Origin of the sequence: Komagataeibacter rhaeticus, from assembly GCF_011611525.1 — a bacterium.
Lineage (GTDB): Bacteria > Pseudomonadota > Alphaproteobacteria > Acetobacterales > Acetobacteraceae > Komagataeibacter > Komagataeibacter rhaeticus.
In genome coordinates, this window is the sequence record NZ_CP050139.1 from 544,292 (window position 1) to 559,110 (window position 14,819).

Annotated in this window: 13 protein-coding genes; 10 read left to right on the top strand and 3 right to left on the bottom strand. The window is 67.9% G+C overall.

The features are described from left to right. Window positions 1–537: 537 nt before the first annotated feature. The 9 genes from GWK63_RS02635 (at window position 538) to GWK63_RS02675 (ending at window position 9,453) form a co-directional block, all read left to right on the top strand. The gene (locus GWK63_RS02635) at window positions 538–1,674 is read left to right on the top strand and encodes a cysteine desulfurase family protein (RefSeq protein ID WP_039999277.1); all 1,137 of its coding nucleotides are present in this window, start codon (window positions 538–540) and stop codon (window positions 1,672–1,674) included. Continuing rightward, window positions 1,671–2,876 carry a cysteine desulfurase family protein gene (locus GWK63_RS02640; protein WP_039999240.1) on the top strand — a complete coding sequence of 402 codons (1,206 nt, stop codon included), beginning with the start codon at window positions 1,671–1,673 and terminating at the stop codon, window positions 2,874–2,876. Before GWK63_RS02635 ends, GWK63_RS02640 begins: the two co-directional genes overlap by 4 nt. A 4-nt stretch (window positions 2,877–2,880) precedes the next feature. Beyond that, the gene (locus tag GWK63_RS02645; protein WP_034928884.1) at window positions 2,881–3,195 is read left to right on the top strand and encodes a ferredoxin family 2Fe-2S iron-sulfur cluster binding protein; all 315 of its coding nucleotides are present in this window, start codon (window positions 2,881–2,883) and stop codon (window positions 3,193–3,195) included. Between the two features lie 120 nt (window positions 3,196–3,315). Further along, complete coding sequence (mnmA, locus tag GWK63_RS02650; RefSeq protein WP_039999242.1) at window positions 3,316–4,416, top strand: tRNA 2-thiouridine(34) synthase MnmA; 1,101 nt, start codon at window positions 3,316–3,318, stop codon at window positions 4,414–4,416. Next, entirely contained in the window at window positions 4,409–5,077 is a 669-nt protein-coding gene (locus tag GWK63_RS02655; protein WP_007398943.1) for a glutathione S-transferase family protein, read from the top strand. The genes mnmA and GWK63_RS02655 overlap by 8 nt, the downstream gene beginning before the upstream one ends. 14 nt (window positions 5,078–5,091) lie before the next feature. After that, a complete protein-coding gene (locus tag GWK63_RS02660) occupies window positions 5,092–6,189 on the top strand; it encodes a glycosyltransferase family 4 protein (protein WP_039999243.1) in 1,098 nt (365 codons plus the stop codon). Between the two features lie 119 nt (window positions 6,190–6,308). Continuing rightward, a complete protein-coding gene (locus GWK63_RS02665) occupies window positions 6,309–7,310 on the top strand; it encodes a CobW family GTP-binding protein (RefSeq protein ID WP_007398945.1) in 1,002 nt (333 codons plus the stop codon). Then, a complete protein-coding gene (locus tag GWK63_RS02670; RefSeq protein WP_039999245.1) occupies window positions 7,307–8,374 on the top strand; it encodes a WD40 repeat domain-containing protein in 1,068 nt (355 codons plus the stop codon). The genes GWK63_RS02665 and GWK63_RS02670 overlap by 4 nt, the downstream gene beginning before the upstream one ends. Window positions 8,375–8,409: 35 nt before the next feature. Next, window positions 8,410–9,453: a glycosyltransferase gene (locus GWK63_RS02675; protein ID WP_099963317.1), complete on the top strand. Its 1,044-nt coding sequence runs from the start codon at window positions 8,410–8,412 to the stop codon at window positions 9,451–9,453. On the opposite strand, the gene GWK63_RS02680 is transcribed toward GWK63_RS02675, so the two are convergent. The 3 genes from GWK63_RS02680 to GWK63_RS02690 all read right to left on the bottom strand — a co-directional run bounded on the left by GWK63_RS02680 (window position 9,430) and on the right by GWK63_RS02690 (window position 12,970). After that, window positions 9,430–10,785: a chloride channel protein gene (locus GWK63_RS02680; protein ID WP_007398947.1), complete on the bottom strand. Its 1,356-nt coding sequence runs from the start codon at window positions 10,783–10,785 to the stop codon at window positions 9,430–9,432. The genes GWK63_RS02675 and GWK63_RS02680 overlap by 24 nt on opposite strands. Window positions 10,786–10,953: 168 nt before the next feature. Continuing rightward, window positions 10,954–11,856 carry a cation diffusion facilitator family transporter gene (locus tag GWK63_RS02685; protein ID WP_007398948.1) on the bottom strand — a complete coding sequence of 301 codons (903 nt, stop codon included), beginning with the start codon at window positions 11,854–11,856 and terminating at the stop codon, window positions 10,954–10,956. Window positions 11,857–11,878: 22 nt separating this feature from the next. Beyond that, the gene (locus tag GWK63_RS02690) at window positions 11,879–12,970 is read right to left on the bottom strand and encodes a cation diffusion facilitator family transporter (protein ID WP_039999286.1); all 1,092 of its coding nucleotides are present in this window, start codon (window positions 12,968–12,970) and stop codon (window positions 11,879–11,881) included. Window positions 12,971–13,118: 148 nt separating this feature from the next. Between GWK63_RS02690 and GWK63_RS02695 the strand changes: the two genes are divergently transcribed. Continuing rightward, window positions 13,119–14,804: an NAD(P)/FAD-dependent oxidoreductase gene (locus tag GWK63_RS02695; RefSeq protein WP_007398951.1), complete on the top strand. Its 1,686-nt coding sequence runs from the start codon at window positions 13,119–13,121 to the stop codon at window positions 14,802–14,804. Window positions 14,805–14,819: the final 15 nt, after the last annotated feature.

The following is a 14,819-nucleotide window of genomic DNA, read 5'->3' on the forward strand; positions in this document are numbered from 1 at the left end:
GGGAACGGTTACTGTAACAGCCTGCCTGACCGGCGATGCCCCGTCAGGTCGGCAGGCGGAGAAAACACTGTTTTTTCGGCACCGCCCCACCGGATGCACGAAGTGCTCCTGTATTCATCCGGTCAGGATGGCACGAAAGACAGAACTGATCCGGTCTGGCGTGCCAAGCCGAAAGTAAACCCATACCAACCCGCCTGATAATGGGCATTCCGCCTACCGGATAGCAGTGCATCTTCGGCAGGCGTGCCCTGCGTGGGGGGCAGATATGGGATGGGTGGACGGGTCGGCCCGCCATCGGGGGCTGGCGGTTTTCCTGCCAGGGCGGGCGCTGTCGTGCTGGTTCGCTCTCCTTGCCATGCCCGCAGGCGGGCCTGGCGACATTACGGCCACGGCATGGAAACGGTGCAGGCGTTCCCATAACACGTTGCAATAAATATTGTGTTGCGCTGCCTTATAGCGGTGTGGATTCACAAAATGCCAGATAAATCGTAATTCCCATCGCAAATTGACTTGGCGCAACCCATATGGCTGGACAGCATGAGTACTGCACGCGACCGTTTTACATATCTTGACGCGAACGCCTCCGAACCGATCCGGCCGCAGGCGCTGGCGGCCATGACGGATGCGGCCGAAGCGGTGGGTAATCCCGCATCCGTGCACCGTGCGGGGCGCGCCGCGCGGGCGCTGCTTGAAACCGCGCGGGAAGATCTGGCCACCATTTTTGGCGTGCAGGCCGAAAACTGCATTTTCACTTCCGGCGGGACGGAAGCCAATGTGCTGGCCATAACCGGGCAGGGGCAGGGCAGGCGCATCATGGTGGGGGCGACCGAGCATGATGCCGTGCGGCAGGCGGCACCCGGCCAGACCATTCCCGTAACGGCCGATGGCGTGGTCGACGGGGCGGCACTTGAACGCCTGCTGGCGGTGCCGGGCGCGGCCCCGGCGCTGGTGTGTGTCATGCTGGCCAATAACGAGACCGGCGTGATCAGCCCCGTGCGCGAAATTGCCGATTTGTGCCACGCCCATGGCGCGCTGCTGCATGTTGATGCGGTGCAGGCGGCAGGGCGGATCGGCTTTGACATGGCGGGGCTGGGGGCCGACAGCATCGCGCTTTCGGGCCATAAATTCGGCGGGCCAAAGGGGGCGGGGGCATTGTTGCTGGCGGGGGAGCGGTTCCGCGCGCTCACGCCGCTGCTGGCGGGCGGTGGGCAGGAACAGGGGCGCCGTGGCGGCACGCCGGCCCTGCCCGCCATTGCCGGCATGGTCGCCGCCGCCCGTGCCGCGCTGGCGGCCCAGTCCGTACAGGCCGCAAGGCTGGGCGTGCTGCGTGACCGGATCGAGCGCGCCGCAACCCCCCTCGGGGCCGTGGTGTGTGGTGCGGCCGCCCCCCGGCTGGCCAATACGACCTGCCTGCTGCTGCCCGGGCGGCGCGCGCAGACCCAGCTGATCGCGCTTGACATGGCCGGATATGGCGTATCGGCCGGTTCGGCCTGTTCATCGGGCAAGGTCGCGCGCTCGCATGTGCTGGATGCCATGGGGCTGGGGGAAGGCGCGGGCTGCGCCATCCGCGTTTCCCTGCCGTGGTCGGTCACAGAGGCGGACGTGGACGGGTTCATCGCCGCCTATGCCGCCATGGTGGCCCGCCTGCCCGCCCGGCCCGGAGTCGTGGCATGAGCGGGACCGACCTGATCTATCTCGACTATCAGGCCACCACGCCCTGTGACCCGCGCGTGATGGCGGAGATGCTGCCGTGGTTCACCCAAAGCTTCGCCAATCCGCACAGCCTTGACCACGCGGCCGGCCGCGCCGTGCATGAGGCGGTGGAGCACGCCCGCGCCGAAGTCGCCGCCCTGCTGGGGGCGGAAGCGCGTGAGATCGTGTTCACCTCGGGTGCGACCGAGGCCAACAACCTGGCCATCAAGGGCGCGGTCCGTCACCTGCTGGCGCGCGGCGATGCGCGCAGGCGGGTCATCACGCTGGCAACCGAGCATAAATGCGTGCTGGAATCGGTGCGCGACCTGGCCAGTGAGGGCTGTGAGCCGGTGATCCTGCCCGTCCGCCCCGATGGCACGCTGGACCCGGACGTGCTGGCCCGCGCGCTGGACGTGCCCACCCTGCTGGTCAGCATCATGGCCGCCAATAACGAGACGGGCGTGCTGCAGGACATCGCCGCCCTCGCGCCCCTTGTCCGCCGTGCGGGCGCGCTGCTGCACAGTGACCTGGCGCAGGCGGCGGGCAAGGTGGATGTGGACGTAAGGGCGTGGGATCTGGACCTGGCTTCCGTCTCCGCCCACAAGCTGTATGGGCCCAAGGGGGTGGGTGCGCTGTTCGTGCGCCGCAGGCCCCGGGTGCGGCTGGCCCCGCTGTTCTCGGGGGGCGGGCAGGAGCGCGGGCTGCGTTCAGGCACGTTGCCTGCGCCCCTGATCATCGGCTTTGGCGCGGCGTGCCGCATTGCCCGGGCCGAAGGGGCGGCGGAACGCGCGCGCATTGCGGGCCTGCGTGACCGGATGCTCGCGGCATTGCGGGCGGGTTGCGGCGGCGTGCAGGTGCACGGGCGCATGGAGGGACGGCTTGCGGGCAACCTCAACCTGCGTTTTGCGGGGGTGCGGGCGATGGACCTGCTGGCGGCGGTGCCGCAGTTGTGCCTGTCCACCGGGTCGGCCTGTTCCTCGGCCGATGTGGTGCCCTCCTACGTGCTGACGGCCATGGGGCTGGACGGTGCCGCGGCGGCGGAAGGCTTGCGTCTGGCCGTCGGACGCTATACGTCACCCGCCGATGTGGAGCGCGCGGCGGCGATCCTGTGCCAGGCCGTGGCACGGTGCCGCGCGCAAGGCAGTGTTTCGCCCCATGACGGGCAAACAGCACAGGCAGGATGAAAAGATGGCGCATATAACATTCATCGAGCGTGACGGCAGCCGCCGCGAAGTCGCGGCCCCGCTGGGCCTGTCCGTTCTGGAAATCGCTCATAAAAACGGGATCGACCTTGAAGGCGCGTGCGAAGGCTCGCTGGCCTGCGCCACCTGCCATGTGGTGGTGGACCCGGAATGGGCACCCAGGCTCACGCCGCCGACCGAGGACGAGGAAGACATGCTCGACCTGGCCTTCGGGCTGGAAAAGACATCGCGCCTGGGCTGCCAGATCGTGATGACCGAGGCGCTGGACGGCCTGGTGGTGCGCCTGCCGCGCACGTCCTGACGGCAGTCGCCATGATACACCGCGCGTCGTGACGTGCGCGCAACATGATGTTTGACGTGCGATGCCCGGGGGCGGATAGTCCTGCGGGCATTGCCTGTCATCGGGAAGTGGAACCAAGCCATGCGCATTCTTGTGGCCATGTCCGGCGGGGTGGACAGTTCCGTCGTTGCCGCCCGTCTGGTGGACGAGGGGCACGAGGTGATCGGTGCGACCCTCCAGCTTTATGATTCACGCGAAAGCACGAAAAAGGGCGCGTGCTGCGCGGGTCGTGACATTCACGATGCCCGCCGCGTGGCCGACCGGCTGGGCATCCCACATTATGTGATCGATGCCGAGCGCCGTTTCCATGACAGCGTGATCGGCACCTTCGCCGATGCCTATGCGGCGGGTGAAACCCCCGTGCCCTGCGTGGCCTGCAATCAGGGCGTGAAGTTTACCGACCTTCTGGGCATGGCGCGCGAGCTGGGGGTGGATGCCATGGCCACCGGGCATTACGTGCGCCGCGTGGAAGGCCCCGATGGCCCCGAGATGCACCGCCCGGTCGATGCCGGGCGTGACCAGTCATGGTTCCTGTTCGCCACGACCCGTGACCAGCTTGATTTCCTGCGTTTCCCGCTGGGCGACATGCCCGACAAGGCGGCCGTGCGGGCGGAGGCCGAGCGCTTTGGCCTGGCTGTTGCCGCCAAGCCCGACAGCCAGGACCTGTGCTTCGTGACCGACGGGTCCTATGCCGGGCTGGTGGAGAAACTGCGCCCTGATGTGACGGGGGCGGGTGAGATCGTGGACCAGTCGGGCCAGGTGGTCGGCCGGCATGAAGGTGTGACCCGCTATACCGTGGGCCAGAGCAGGCGGCTGGGCAACGCCGCCATGCGTGATGGCGCGCGCCAGATGGTGGTGGGTATCCAGCCCGCCAGCAGGCGGGTCGTGATCGGCCCGCGCGCGCAGGCGGTCACGCGCACGCTCATGCTGCGCGACATGAACTGGCTTGTGTCCCCGCCGGGGCCGGATGGCCTGCGCTGCGCGGTCCAGATCCGCGCGCGGGAGGCCGCGCGCCCGGCCACCATATGGCAGGCCGGGAATGGGGGCGCGCGGGTGGAACTGGATGAAGGGGCCGTGCCCGCGCCGGGGCAGGCCTGTGTCCTGTACGATGGCAGCAGGGTGCTGGGCGGCGGTTTCATCCGCCGGCCCGACAGTGAAGAAAAGGGCGTGTCGGATGCGTGATGGCATGCTGGTGATCGGCACGCGGCGGTATTCCTCATGGTCACTGCGGGGCTGGCTTGCCGTCAGGCTGGCGGGGCTGGATGTACGGGAACAGCTGATCCCGCTGGCCGATAACGGGCAGACGGCGGCCATCGCGACCCTCTCGCCCAATGGCAAGGTGCCCTATCTGGAGCACAACGGCATTGCGGTATGGGAAAGCCTTGCCCTGTGCGAATACTGCGCCGAGCAGGCCCCCGGCCTGTGGCCCGCCGATGCGCGCGCGCGTGCCTATGCCCGCAGCATCGCATCCGAGATGCATGCGGGCTTCCGTGCCCTGCGTCAGGCCATGCCCATGAATACCGGGCGTGACAACCGCCCGCTGGCAGGTGGCACCACACCCGATATCGATGCCGACATCACCCGCATCGACGCCATCTGGACCGAGGCGCGGCTGGATTTCGGCAAGGGGGGGGATTTCCTGTTCGGTGCGGAATTCGGCATGGCGGATGCCATGTTCGCGCCCATCGTCTCGCGCTTCCTGTCCTATGGGGTCAGCCCGTCCGCGCCCGCGCAGGCTTACATGGCCGCCGTGCGCGCCCATCCGCTGGTGGCGCAGTGGTACGCGCAGGCGGCGGACGAGCCGGTAGCCTGGCAGCAGTCCCGCTTTGAGGATATCGCCTGAACCCGCCCGCGCCCATGCCATGGCGCGTGGCCGTGGTGCTGCCCGCGCGTGAGGGGTTCAGCCCCGGCGCGGTTGGCGCGATCGGCCTGCAGGTGGCGGCCCTTGCCGGGGCGCAGGATGTGATCGTGGGGCCGCCGCCTGCGGGGCCTTCCCTGCTGCCCGACCATGAATACCGCGCCATCCAGCCCGGCCTGTGGCCCCCGGGCAGCCGCAGCCTGCGTTATGCCGCGGCCGCCCTGCGTGCCGTGGCCAGCATCGGCCCCGCCGTGGTGGAGGTGCATAACCGCCCCGATACCGCCCACTACATTGCCCGCCGCAGGCCCGGCCAGCGCGTGCTGCTGGTGCTGCATAACGACCCGCAGGGCATGCGTGGGGCCGACACGCCCGCATTGCGGCGTGACCTGCTGCGGGTGATGGATGTGGCCTGTGTGTCGGGCTGGCTCAGGGCGCGGTTCCTGGATGGCCTGCCGGCCGCGTGCGCGCAACGGGTTGGCGTCTCGCCCAACGGGGTTGCGCTGCCCGAACGGGTCACGCCCATGGCGCAGCGTGACCCGTACGTGCTGTTTGCGGGCCGTGTGGTGGCGGATAAGGGGGCGGACCTGTTCGTGGCCGCCTGCGGGCTGCTGGCCCCGGCCCATCCGGGCTGGCGCTTTGGCATGATCGGGGCCGACCGATTCCGCCCCGATGCACAGCCCACCCCCTTTGTGACCGGCCTTTTGCCGCAGGCCCGCGCGGCAGGGGTGGACATGACAGGCTACCGCCCGCACGCGGATGTGCTGGCGGCCATGGGACGGGCCGCCATTGTGGTCGTGCCCAGCCGCTGGCCCGAACCCTTTGGCATGACCGCGCTGGAGGCCATGGCGGCAGGCGCGGCCCTTGTGGCCGCCCCCCATGGCGGCCTGCCCGAAGTGGTGGGCGAAGGGGGCATGCTGTGCCCGCCAGAACCCGCATCCGGGCTTGCGCGGGTGGTGGGCGGGCTGATGGCGGACCCGGACGCCCGCGCGGCCCTTGCCGCGCGCGGGCGCCAGCAGGCCGCGCGTTTTGGCATGGCCCACGCCCGTGCCCACCGCGCCGCATTGCGCATGGCATGCCTGCACCGCCACCCCGGCTGACATTTTTCTGCACCGTCGGGTATGGGACAGGCCGGCCCATGGCCCTATATCTGGTCGGAACACGGCTTACGCCAGCATCCTGCACAGTTGCCAGATAACACTGAAAGACCGGAGGCCCCATGTCCGATACCGCCCAGGCAGCGCCCGATGCCGCAGCCCAGAACGCCCTTGTGCCGGTTACGGTGCTGACGGGCTTTCTGGGTGCGGGCAAGACCACGCTGCTCAACCACATCCTGACCGCCCAGCATGGCCGCAAATACGCGGTGGTGGTGAACGAGTTCGGTGAACTTGGCGTGGATAACGACCTTGTGGTGGATGCCGACGAGGAAGTGTTCGAGATGAACAACGGCTGCATCTGCTGCACCGTGCGTGGCGACCTGATCCGCATCCTTGGCAACCTGATGAAGCGGCGCGCCAAATTCGATGGCATCATTGTCGAGACCACGGGCCTGGCCGATCCCGCCCCCGTGGCCCAGACCTTCTTCGTGGACGAGGACGTGCGCGGCAGGACCCGGCTCGATGCCGTTGTCACGGTGGTGGATGCCTACAACGTCATCCAGACGCTTGAGGAAAGCCCCGAGGCGGTCAACCAGATCGCCTTTGCCGATGTCATCATCCTCAACAAGACCGACCTTGTCGATGAAGCGGGCCTTGAGGCGATAGAAAAGCGCATCCGTTCCATCAATGCCGTCGCCCGCCTCCACCGCGCGCGGCGCGGGGATGTGAAGCTGTCCGATGTGCTGGACCAGGGCGGCTTTGACCTGCAGCGCGCGCTTGAACATGCGCCGCATTTCCTTGAGGACACCAGCCATTCGCATGAGGCGGACGTGACCTCCCTGTCCTATGAGGTGGAGGAACCGCTGGATGCCGCCAAGTTCCAGGCATGGATCGGTGCCGTGCTGCAGGAGCAGGGGGCCGATATCCTGCGCGCCAAGGGCATCCTGAACTATGCGGGCGAGGACCAGCGCTTTGCCTTCCAGGCCGTGCACATGATGGCCGATGGCGGCTTTATCGGCCCGTGGAAGGAAGGCGAGCCGCGTGCCTCGCGTCTTGTATTCATTGGCCGCAACCTCAACCGCCCGCAACTGCGCCGTGGTTTTGAAAGCTGCCGTGCGAAATGAGCGATACCGTGAATGATGCCATGGGCCCCACCCTGCTTGAACGCCGTGGGGCCATCCGCCAGCTTGAAGGCCATGTGACCGGCTGCGCCATTGCGCGTGACAGCCAGCAGGTTGCCTTTGTTACGGCGGAAGGGGACGTGGTGCTGGCCGACCGGGCGGACTGGGGCCGCGGGGATGCATGGACTGTCCAGACCGTGCATGACGGCGCGATCCTGGCCGTGGCCCCCGATGCCGCGCCGACCGGCTTCCTGACCGGCGGGGATGACAATACCCTGCGCCGGATGGCGGCTGATGGCAGCGTAAGCGACCTTGTGCGCGGCCGCCGCTGGATCGAGCACGTCACCACATGGTGCGACGACAAGGGCAAGGGCGGGGTGATCGCGTTTGCATCCGGCAGGCAGGTCGAACTGCGGGATGCGGGTGGCCACGGGACGCTCAAGGTGCTGGAGCACCCTTCCACCGTCAGCGGCATCGTGTTCGATGCCAAGGGCAAGCGCATCGCGGCCTCGCACTACAACGGCGCGTCGATGTGGTTCGTGCAGGCAAAGGTGGATACCGTGCGCCCGCTGGAATGGAAGGGCAGCCATATCGGCATTGCCATCCACCCGGGCGGCGAGGCGCTGGTCACGTCCATGCAGGAATCGGAACTGCATGGCTGGCGGCTGTCGGACGGGCACAACATGCGCATGAGCGGCTACCCGTCCAAGGTGCAGTCCATGGCGTTCACCCGCAATGGCAAATGGCTGGTGACCAGCGGGGCGGACACGATTGTCATGTGGCCGTTCTTCGGTGGCGGCCCGATGGGCAAGCCCCCGGCGGAGGCTGGCGGCATTCCCGGCGTGATGTGCACCCGCGTGGCCTGCCATCCGGTGCATGATATCGTGGCGGCGGGCTTTGCCGATGGCTCGGTGCTCATGGCCGATACCGGGGCGCAGCGCATCCTGCCGGTGTGCATGGGGGGCGGGGAGGCGGTTTCCGCACTGGCCTTCAGCCCCGATGGCTGCGCTCTTGCCTTCGGCACGGAAGACGGCCGTGCGAGCGTGGTGGACCTTTCGGCGCGCTGAAGGTGCCCCGCCACGCGGAAGGGGAAAACACGGTCATGCGGGTACTCCATGTCATGGCGGCACGCGGCAATGGCGGGGCGGAGCTTTACGCCACCGATGCCATGCTGGGCCTGCAGCAGGCCGGGCCTGCGCAATGCGCCGTGCTGCACCCCGCCGCCCCCCGGCTGGCGGAAATGCGCGCCGGGGGCGTGGCGGTGGATACCCTGCCGCTGCGCCTTCCCTTCCGGCCGCTGGCCCGCCACGCCATGCGCCAGCTGATCACGCGCATGCGGCCCGACCTGATCCATTGCTGGCTGCGCCGCGCGGCGGAACTGGTGCCCGCCCATACCGGCGTGCCGGTCATTGGCTGGTTTGGCAATTACAAGGACCTGCGCCCCTTCGCGCATTGTGACTGGTTTGTCGGCTGCACGCCGGACATGGCGCAGTCCATGCGCGAACGCGGCGCCCCGGCGGACCGGGTGGCCTATGTGCCCACCTTTTCCTCCGTCACACCGGCGGCGCCGGTGACGCGGCACGCCCTTGATACCCCGCCCGATGCCCGCGTGCTGCTGGTGCTCTCGCGCCTGCATCCGGCCAAGGGGCTGGAAACGCTGCTCGATGCCCTGCCGGACCTGCCGGACTGCCATGTCTGGCTGGCGGGCGAAGGGGAACTGCATGCGGCCCTTGCGGCGCGGGCGGCAAGGCTGGGGGTGGCGGGGCGGGTGCATTTCCTGGGCTGGCGCACGGATCGGGGGGCCTTGCTGGCGGCGGCCGACATCTGTGTCCTGCCCTCGCGTTACGAACCGTTTGGCACCGTCATCCTGGATGCCTGGTCGATGGATGTGCCGCTGGTGGCCTGTGCCGCCGCAGGCCCGCGCGCCCATGTGCGTGACGGGGAAAACGGCATGCTGGTGCCCATTGACGATGCACCGGCGCTGGCGGCCGCCCTGCGGCGGGTGCTGGATGACCCGGCGCTTGCCGCGCGCATCGTGGCGGGCGGCAGGCGGGAGTATGATGCGGGTTTCACCCCGCAGGCGGTGACCCGCCAGTGGCTGGCGCTGTACGACCGCGTGCTGTCAGCGCGCGGCGGGGGCCGGTAGCGGCGGGGCAGGCGGCGGCGCGGCCGCAGGCGCGCGCGGTGCCGTGGCCATGCCATCCAGGAAGGCTTCGGCCAGCGCGGCATAAAGCGGCTGCGAGCAGATCATGCGCGAGACGCCATAGGCCAGGAACGACGTGGCCAGCAGCGCGAGTGTGACCTGCTGGTTATCGCACATTTCCATCACGATGACCGATGCGGTAAGCGGTGACTGCACCACGGCGGAGAAATAGGCCACCGTGCCCAGCAGCACCACCGCGCCGGGCGTGGTATGCGGCAGGAACTGCGCCACCCATCCCCCGAAACCCGCGCCAATGGCCAGCGAGGGCGCGAACAGCCCCCCCGGTATGCCCGAACAGTAGGAAATGATGGTGGCGATGAACTTCAGGATGAAGAAAGACGCAGGATAGTGCGTCCTGCCATCTATGATTTCATGCGCCTGTTCGTAGCCCGTGCCGTAGGTGATGCCATCCGACGCAATGCCGATCACGGCCAGCAGCAGCCCGCAGGTGGCGGCGAACGCCACCGGCCTGCCGCGCGCGAACCGGCCCAGTCCCCCCGGCAGCCCACGGGTCGCGCGGATCAGGATGGCGGAGAACACCCCGCCGCCAATCCCGCCCAGAATGCCGCAGGTCGGTACCGCGATCCAGCTTATGCCAATGGGCACCACCACGTCGGTGTGGCCGAAATAACTGTAATTGCCCACCAGCGCGATGGCGGTCACACCCGACAGGATCACGCCGGTCAGCATGGTGCCGCTGGTGCGCTGCTCGAACGAGTGGCTCAGTTCCTCGATGGCAAAGACGATTCCGGCCAGCGGCGTGTTGAATGCCGCCGACACGCCGGATGCGCCCCCCGCCAGGATCAGCCCGCGCCGCATGCTGACGGTGGACAGGTTGAGCCACCGCCCGCAGGCATGCATGATGGCGGCGCCAATCTGCACGCTCGGCCCCTCACGCCCGATGGAGCCACCGGCCACCAGCCCCAGCGTGGTCAGCACGATCTTGCCCGCCGCCACCCGCAGCGAGAGCAGCCGGTCGATGATGGCGAAGTTTTCAAGGTGCAGGGTGGCGATGGTCTGCGGTATGCCGCTGCCCTGCGCGCCGCGGAACCATGTGCGGGTCAGCCATGTGGAAAGCGCCAGCCCCGCAGGGGTAAGGCCCAGCATGATCCATGGGCTTACGGCAATGATATGGCCGCGCACGGTGGCCGCGGCATCGGCCGCCATGGCAAAGCCCACGGCCACCACCCCCACCACCACGGCGGCCGCCCAGCAGGCAAGCTTGCGCCGCCACTGTTCGGTGGTGATGCGGGCGGAACGGCGCAGGTGGCGCATGTGCCGTCGGCGGATCTCGGTTAGGTCGGTTCGCATGACCGGCAGGGAACTTTCAGCAACAGCACTGACTGGTAAACCGGGGGGTAGCAGCCCGGTTGCGCGACAAGGGGGGTTTTTATCGCAGGCCAGCCGGGCATTTTCATAATGGCGGCCGGGTCGGCCGCAGGTTCAGGGCAGGACCAGCACGCCGGTATGCTTGGCCTTGCGTTCGGGTTCGACGTGGATGTTGATCAATGCGTCCCCCACGCCCGCGCGCAGCCCTTCCTCCACACGGTCACAGATGTGGTGGGCGTCCTCCACGCTCATCGTGCCGGGCACGACAAGATGGAATTCGATGAAGGTCATCGCCCCCACGATGCGCGCGCGGATGTCATGGGCTTCCATCGCGCCGGTGGCGGTGTGGGAGATGATGGAACGGATCTCGGCCAGGGTCTCGGAATTGGGGGCTTCATCCATAAGCCCCGCGATGGAGGTGCGCATCATGTCCCACCCCGTGCGCAGCACGTTGAGCGAGATCATGGCCGCCAGCAGCGGGTCAAGCCACAGCCAGCCGGTCAGCGGGATCAGGATGAACCCGCAGATCAGCACGGCGGATGTCCATACATCGGACAGGACATGGTGCCCGCTTGCCACCAGGGCTGGCGAATGGTGCGCGCGCCCAAGGCGCAGCAGCACCAGCCCCCACCCCAGGTTGAGCACTCCCGCCCCGCCATTAAGGCTTATGCCCAGCAGCGAATCCTCGGGCGCGTGCATGTGGGCAAAGCCGATCCATGCCTCATGCGCGATGGTGATGGAGGTGATGACAACCAGCACCCCTTCGGCCACGGCGGACAGGTATTCGGCCTTGTAATGGCCATAGGTGTGGTTGTGGTCGGGCGGCAGGCTGGCCACCCGCAGCGCCCATAGTCCCGCCACGGCGGAAACCACGTTGATGATCGTCTCCACCGCGTCGGAATACAGCGCGATGGAATCCGTCACCCGCCACGCCGCGTATTTCATGCCCAGGGCCACAAGGCTTATGGCAACGCTGCACCATGCAGCCAGGATCTTGGTATCGGGTTCTGCTGACATGCCGGCCGGGCGGTCCTTGTTCTCAGATGGTGTGGGCACTGGCAAGGATGCAGCTGTCGGCATCGCTCAGGGTCTCGATCTGGAAAGTGGGATGCACGATGCCAAAGCGTGCGTCCAGTTCGCGCGCGGCCAGGTTCAGCAGCCCTTCGGCCGGGTGGCCGCTTTCACGCGCGTCACGCACCAGATGGACGGTCAGCGCCGTCTCGGTCGTGCTGATCGGCCAGATATGCAGGTCATGCAGGTCGCACACGCCGGGCAGCGTGCGCAGGAAGGCGGCCACCTGTGCCGGGTCGATGCCGCGCGGCACGCGGTCCAGCGCCATGTCCAGTGAATCCCGCAGAAGCGACCATGTGGCCAGGATGATGGACAGCGAGACGACAAGACAGATGACAGGGTCGATTCGCAGCCATCCCGTCAGCAGGATCACGCCACCGCCCGCCACCACCGCCAGTGACATCACCGCGTCCGACGCCATGTGCAGGAACGCGCCATGCAGGTTGAGGTCCTTCCTGCCCCCGCTGGCGAACAGCAGCGCGGTTGCGCCATTCACCACGATCCCGATGCCCGCCACCACCATGACCGCCACCCCGGCCACCGGGTGCGGGTGGATCAGGCGCAGCACGGCTTCCCACATGATGCCCCCCGTCACCACCAGCAGGGCGATGGCGTTGCCAAGGGCGGCCAGGATGGAGGACCGGCGCAGCCCGTAGGTGAAATTGGTGGTGGGCGCGCGGCGTGAGAGCGCTTCGGCCAGCCATGCCGCCCCCAGCGCCAGCACGTCGGACAGGTTGTGCCCCGCATCCGCCAGCAGCGAGAGCGCATGGCTGCGCACGCCCCATGCCGCTTCCCCGATGACATAGACAAGGTTGAGGGCGATGCCGATGGCGAATGCCCGCCCGTAGGACTCAGGCGTGTGCACATGGTGGTGGCCGAACAGCCCGCCATGGCCGTGGTCATGCCCGCAGTCATGGCCCGCATGGTTGTGGCTGTCCCCCTCATGCCCGTCATGGTCGTGCCCCGTATGGCCATGGGCCGCGTGGCCGTCATGCGCGTGGTTGTGCGCGGCCATGTGGGCATGGCCGTCAGGGCCATGATTGTGTTGGCATTCGCCCATGGGGCTGTGTCCGTCTGCAGGGAAGACAAGGGTCGCGTGCCTTCCTAGCAGAAGGTCAGGCCCTGTCACCACCACTTAGCACGTTTTGCGCGGGGCGGGGGCGTGATAAGTCACCTCCACCCGCCTCCTGCCAGCAAGGACACGCCCCATGATCCGACTGACCGAACTGCGCCTGCCCCTTGGCCATGCGGAGGACGCGCTGCGTGGCGCCGTGGCCGGACGGCTGGGCGTGGCGGTGGAGGACGTGGGGCAGATCACCATATTCCGCCGGGGGCACGATGCCCGCAGGCGGGGGCGGATCATGCTGGTCTATACCGTTGACTGTACCGTGCGGGACGAGGCCACTGTCCTGGCCGCCCATGGCGGCGCGCGGGATATCATGCCGGCCCCCGATACCGCCTACCGCTTCGTCATCGATGATGGCGCGCGGATCGCCGCCCGGCCCGGTTTTACGCGGCCGGTGGTGATCGGGGCCGGGCCGTGCGGGCTGATGGCAGCCCTGGTGCTGGCGCAGATGGGCCTGCGCCCGCTGGTGCTGGAACGCGGCAAGGTGGTGCGTGAGCGCACGGTCGATACCTTTGCCCTGTGGCGCAGATCCATCCTGACACCGGAAAGCAACGTGCAGTTTGGCGAAGGGGGGGCGGGTACCTTCTCGGATGGCAAGCTGTACAGCCAGGTCAGTGACCCGCGCCATTACGGGCGCAAGGTGCTGGCCGAATTCGTGCGTGCCGGCGCGCCGGAGGAAATTGAATACCTCTCCCGCCCGCATATCGGCACGTTCCGGCTGGTCTCGATGGTGGAGCATATCCGGGCCGAGATTGAATCCCTTGGTGGCGAATACCGCTTTGGCGCGCATGTGCGTGACTTCGTGATGCGCGATGACGGGGCGGGCGGCCAGCGCATCGCCGCCCTGCGGCTGGCGGACGGGGCGGAAATCGTGACCGGCCATGTGGTGCTGGCCATAGGCCACAGCGCGCGGGATACGTTTGAGTCGCTGCATGCGGCGGGGGTGGCCATGGTGGCCAAGCCGTTCTCGATCGGGGTGCGGATCGAGCATCCGCAATCCGTCATCAATACCGCGCGCTACAGCCAGCCCGAGCCGATTCCCCTGCTGGGGGCGGCCGATTACAAGCTGGTGCACCATGCCGGCAATGGCCGCGCAGTCTATTCCTTCTGCATGTGCCCCGGCGGCACGGTGGTGGCCGCCACGTCCGAGCCGGGGCAGGTGGTGACCAACGGCATGAGCCAGTATTCCCGTGCCGAGCGCAATGCCAATGCGGGCATCGTGGTGGGCGTGACACCGGAACAGGATTACCCCGGCGGCCCGTTGGCGGGCATTGCCTTCCAGCGCGAGTGGGAACGCAAGGCGTATGAAGCCGGTGGCGGCGCCTATTTCGCCCCGGCCCAGACGGTGGGGGATTTCCTTGATGGCAGGCCGTCCACCGCACTGGGGGATGTCGTGCCGTCCTATCGCCCCGGTGTCACCCCCACCGACCTTGCGCGCTGCCTGCCCGGTTTTGCCATCGATGCCATACGCGAGGCCCTGCCCCATTTTGATCGCAAACTGGCCGGTTTTTCCATGCGCGATGCGGTCATGACCGGGGTGGAGACGCGCACCTCCTCGCCGCTGCGCATTCCGCGCGGGGCGGATGGGCAGGGCATCAACGTGCGCGGCCTGTTCCCGGCGGGTGAGGGGGCGGGTTATGCCGGTGGCATCCTGTCCGCCGGGATTGACGGCATCCGCATTGCCGAGGCCGTGGCCCTGTCGCTTGCGGGCCGCAAGGTGGAACAGGCGCTCCAGCGCGGCATGACGCACGCGACGGAAGCGCAGTAATGAAAACGGATAAAA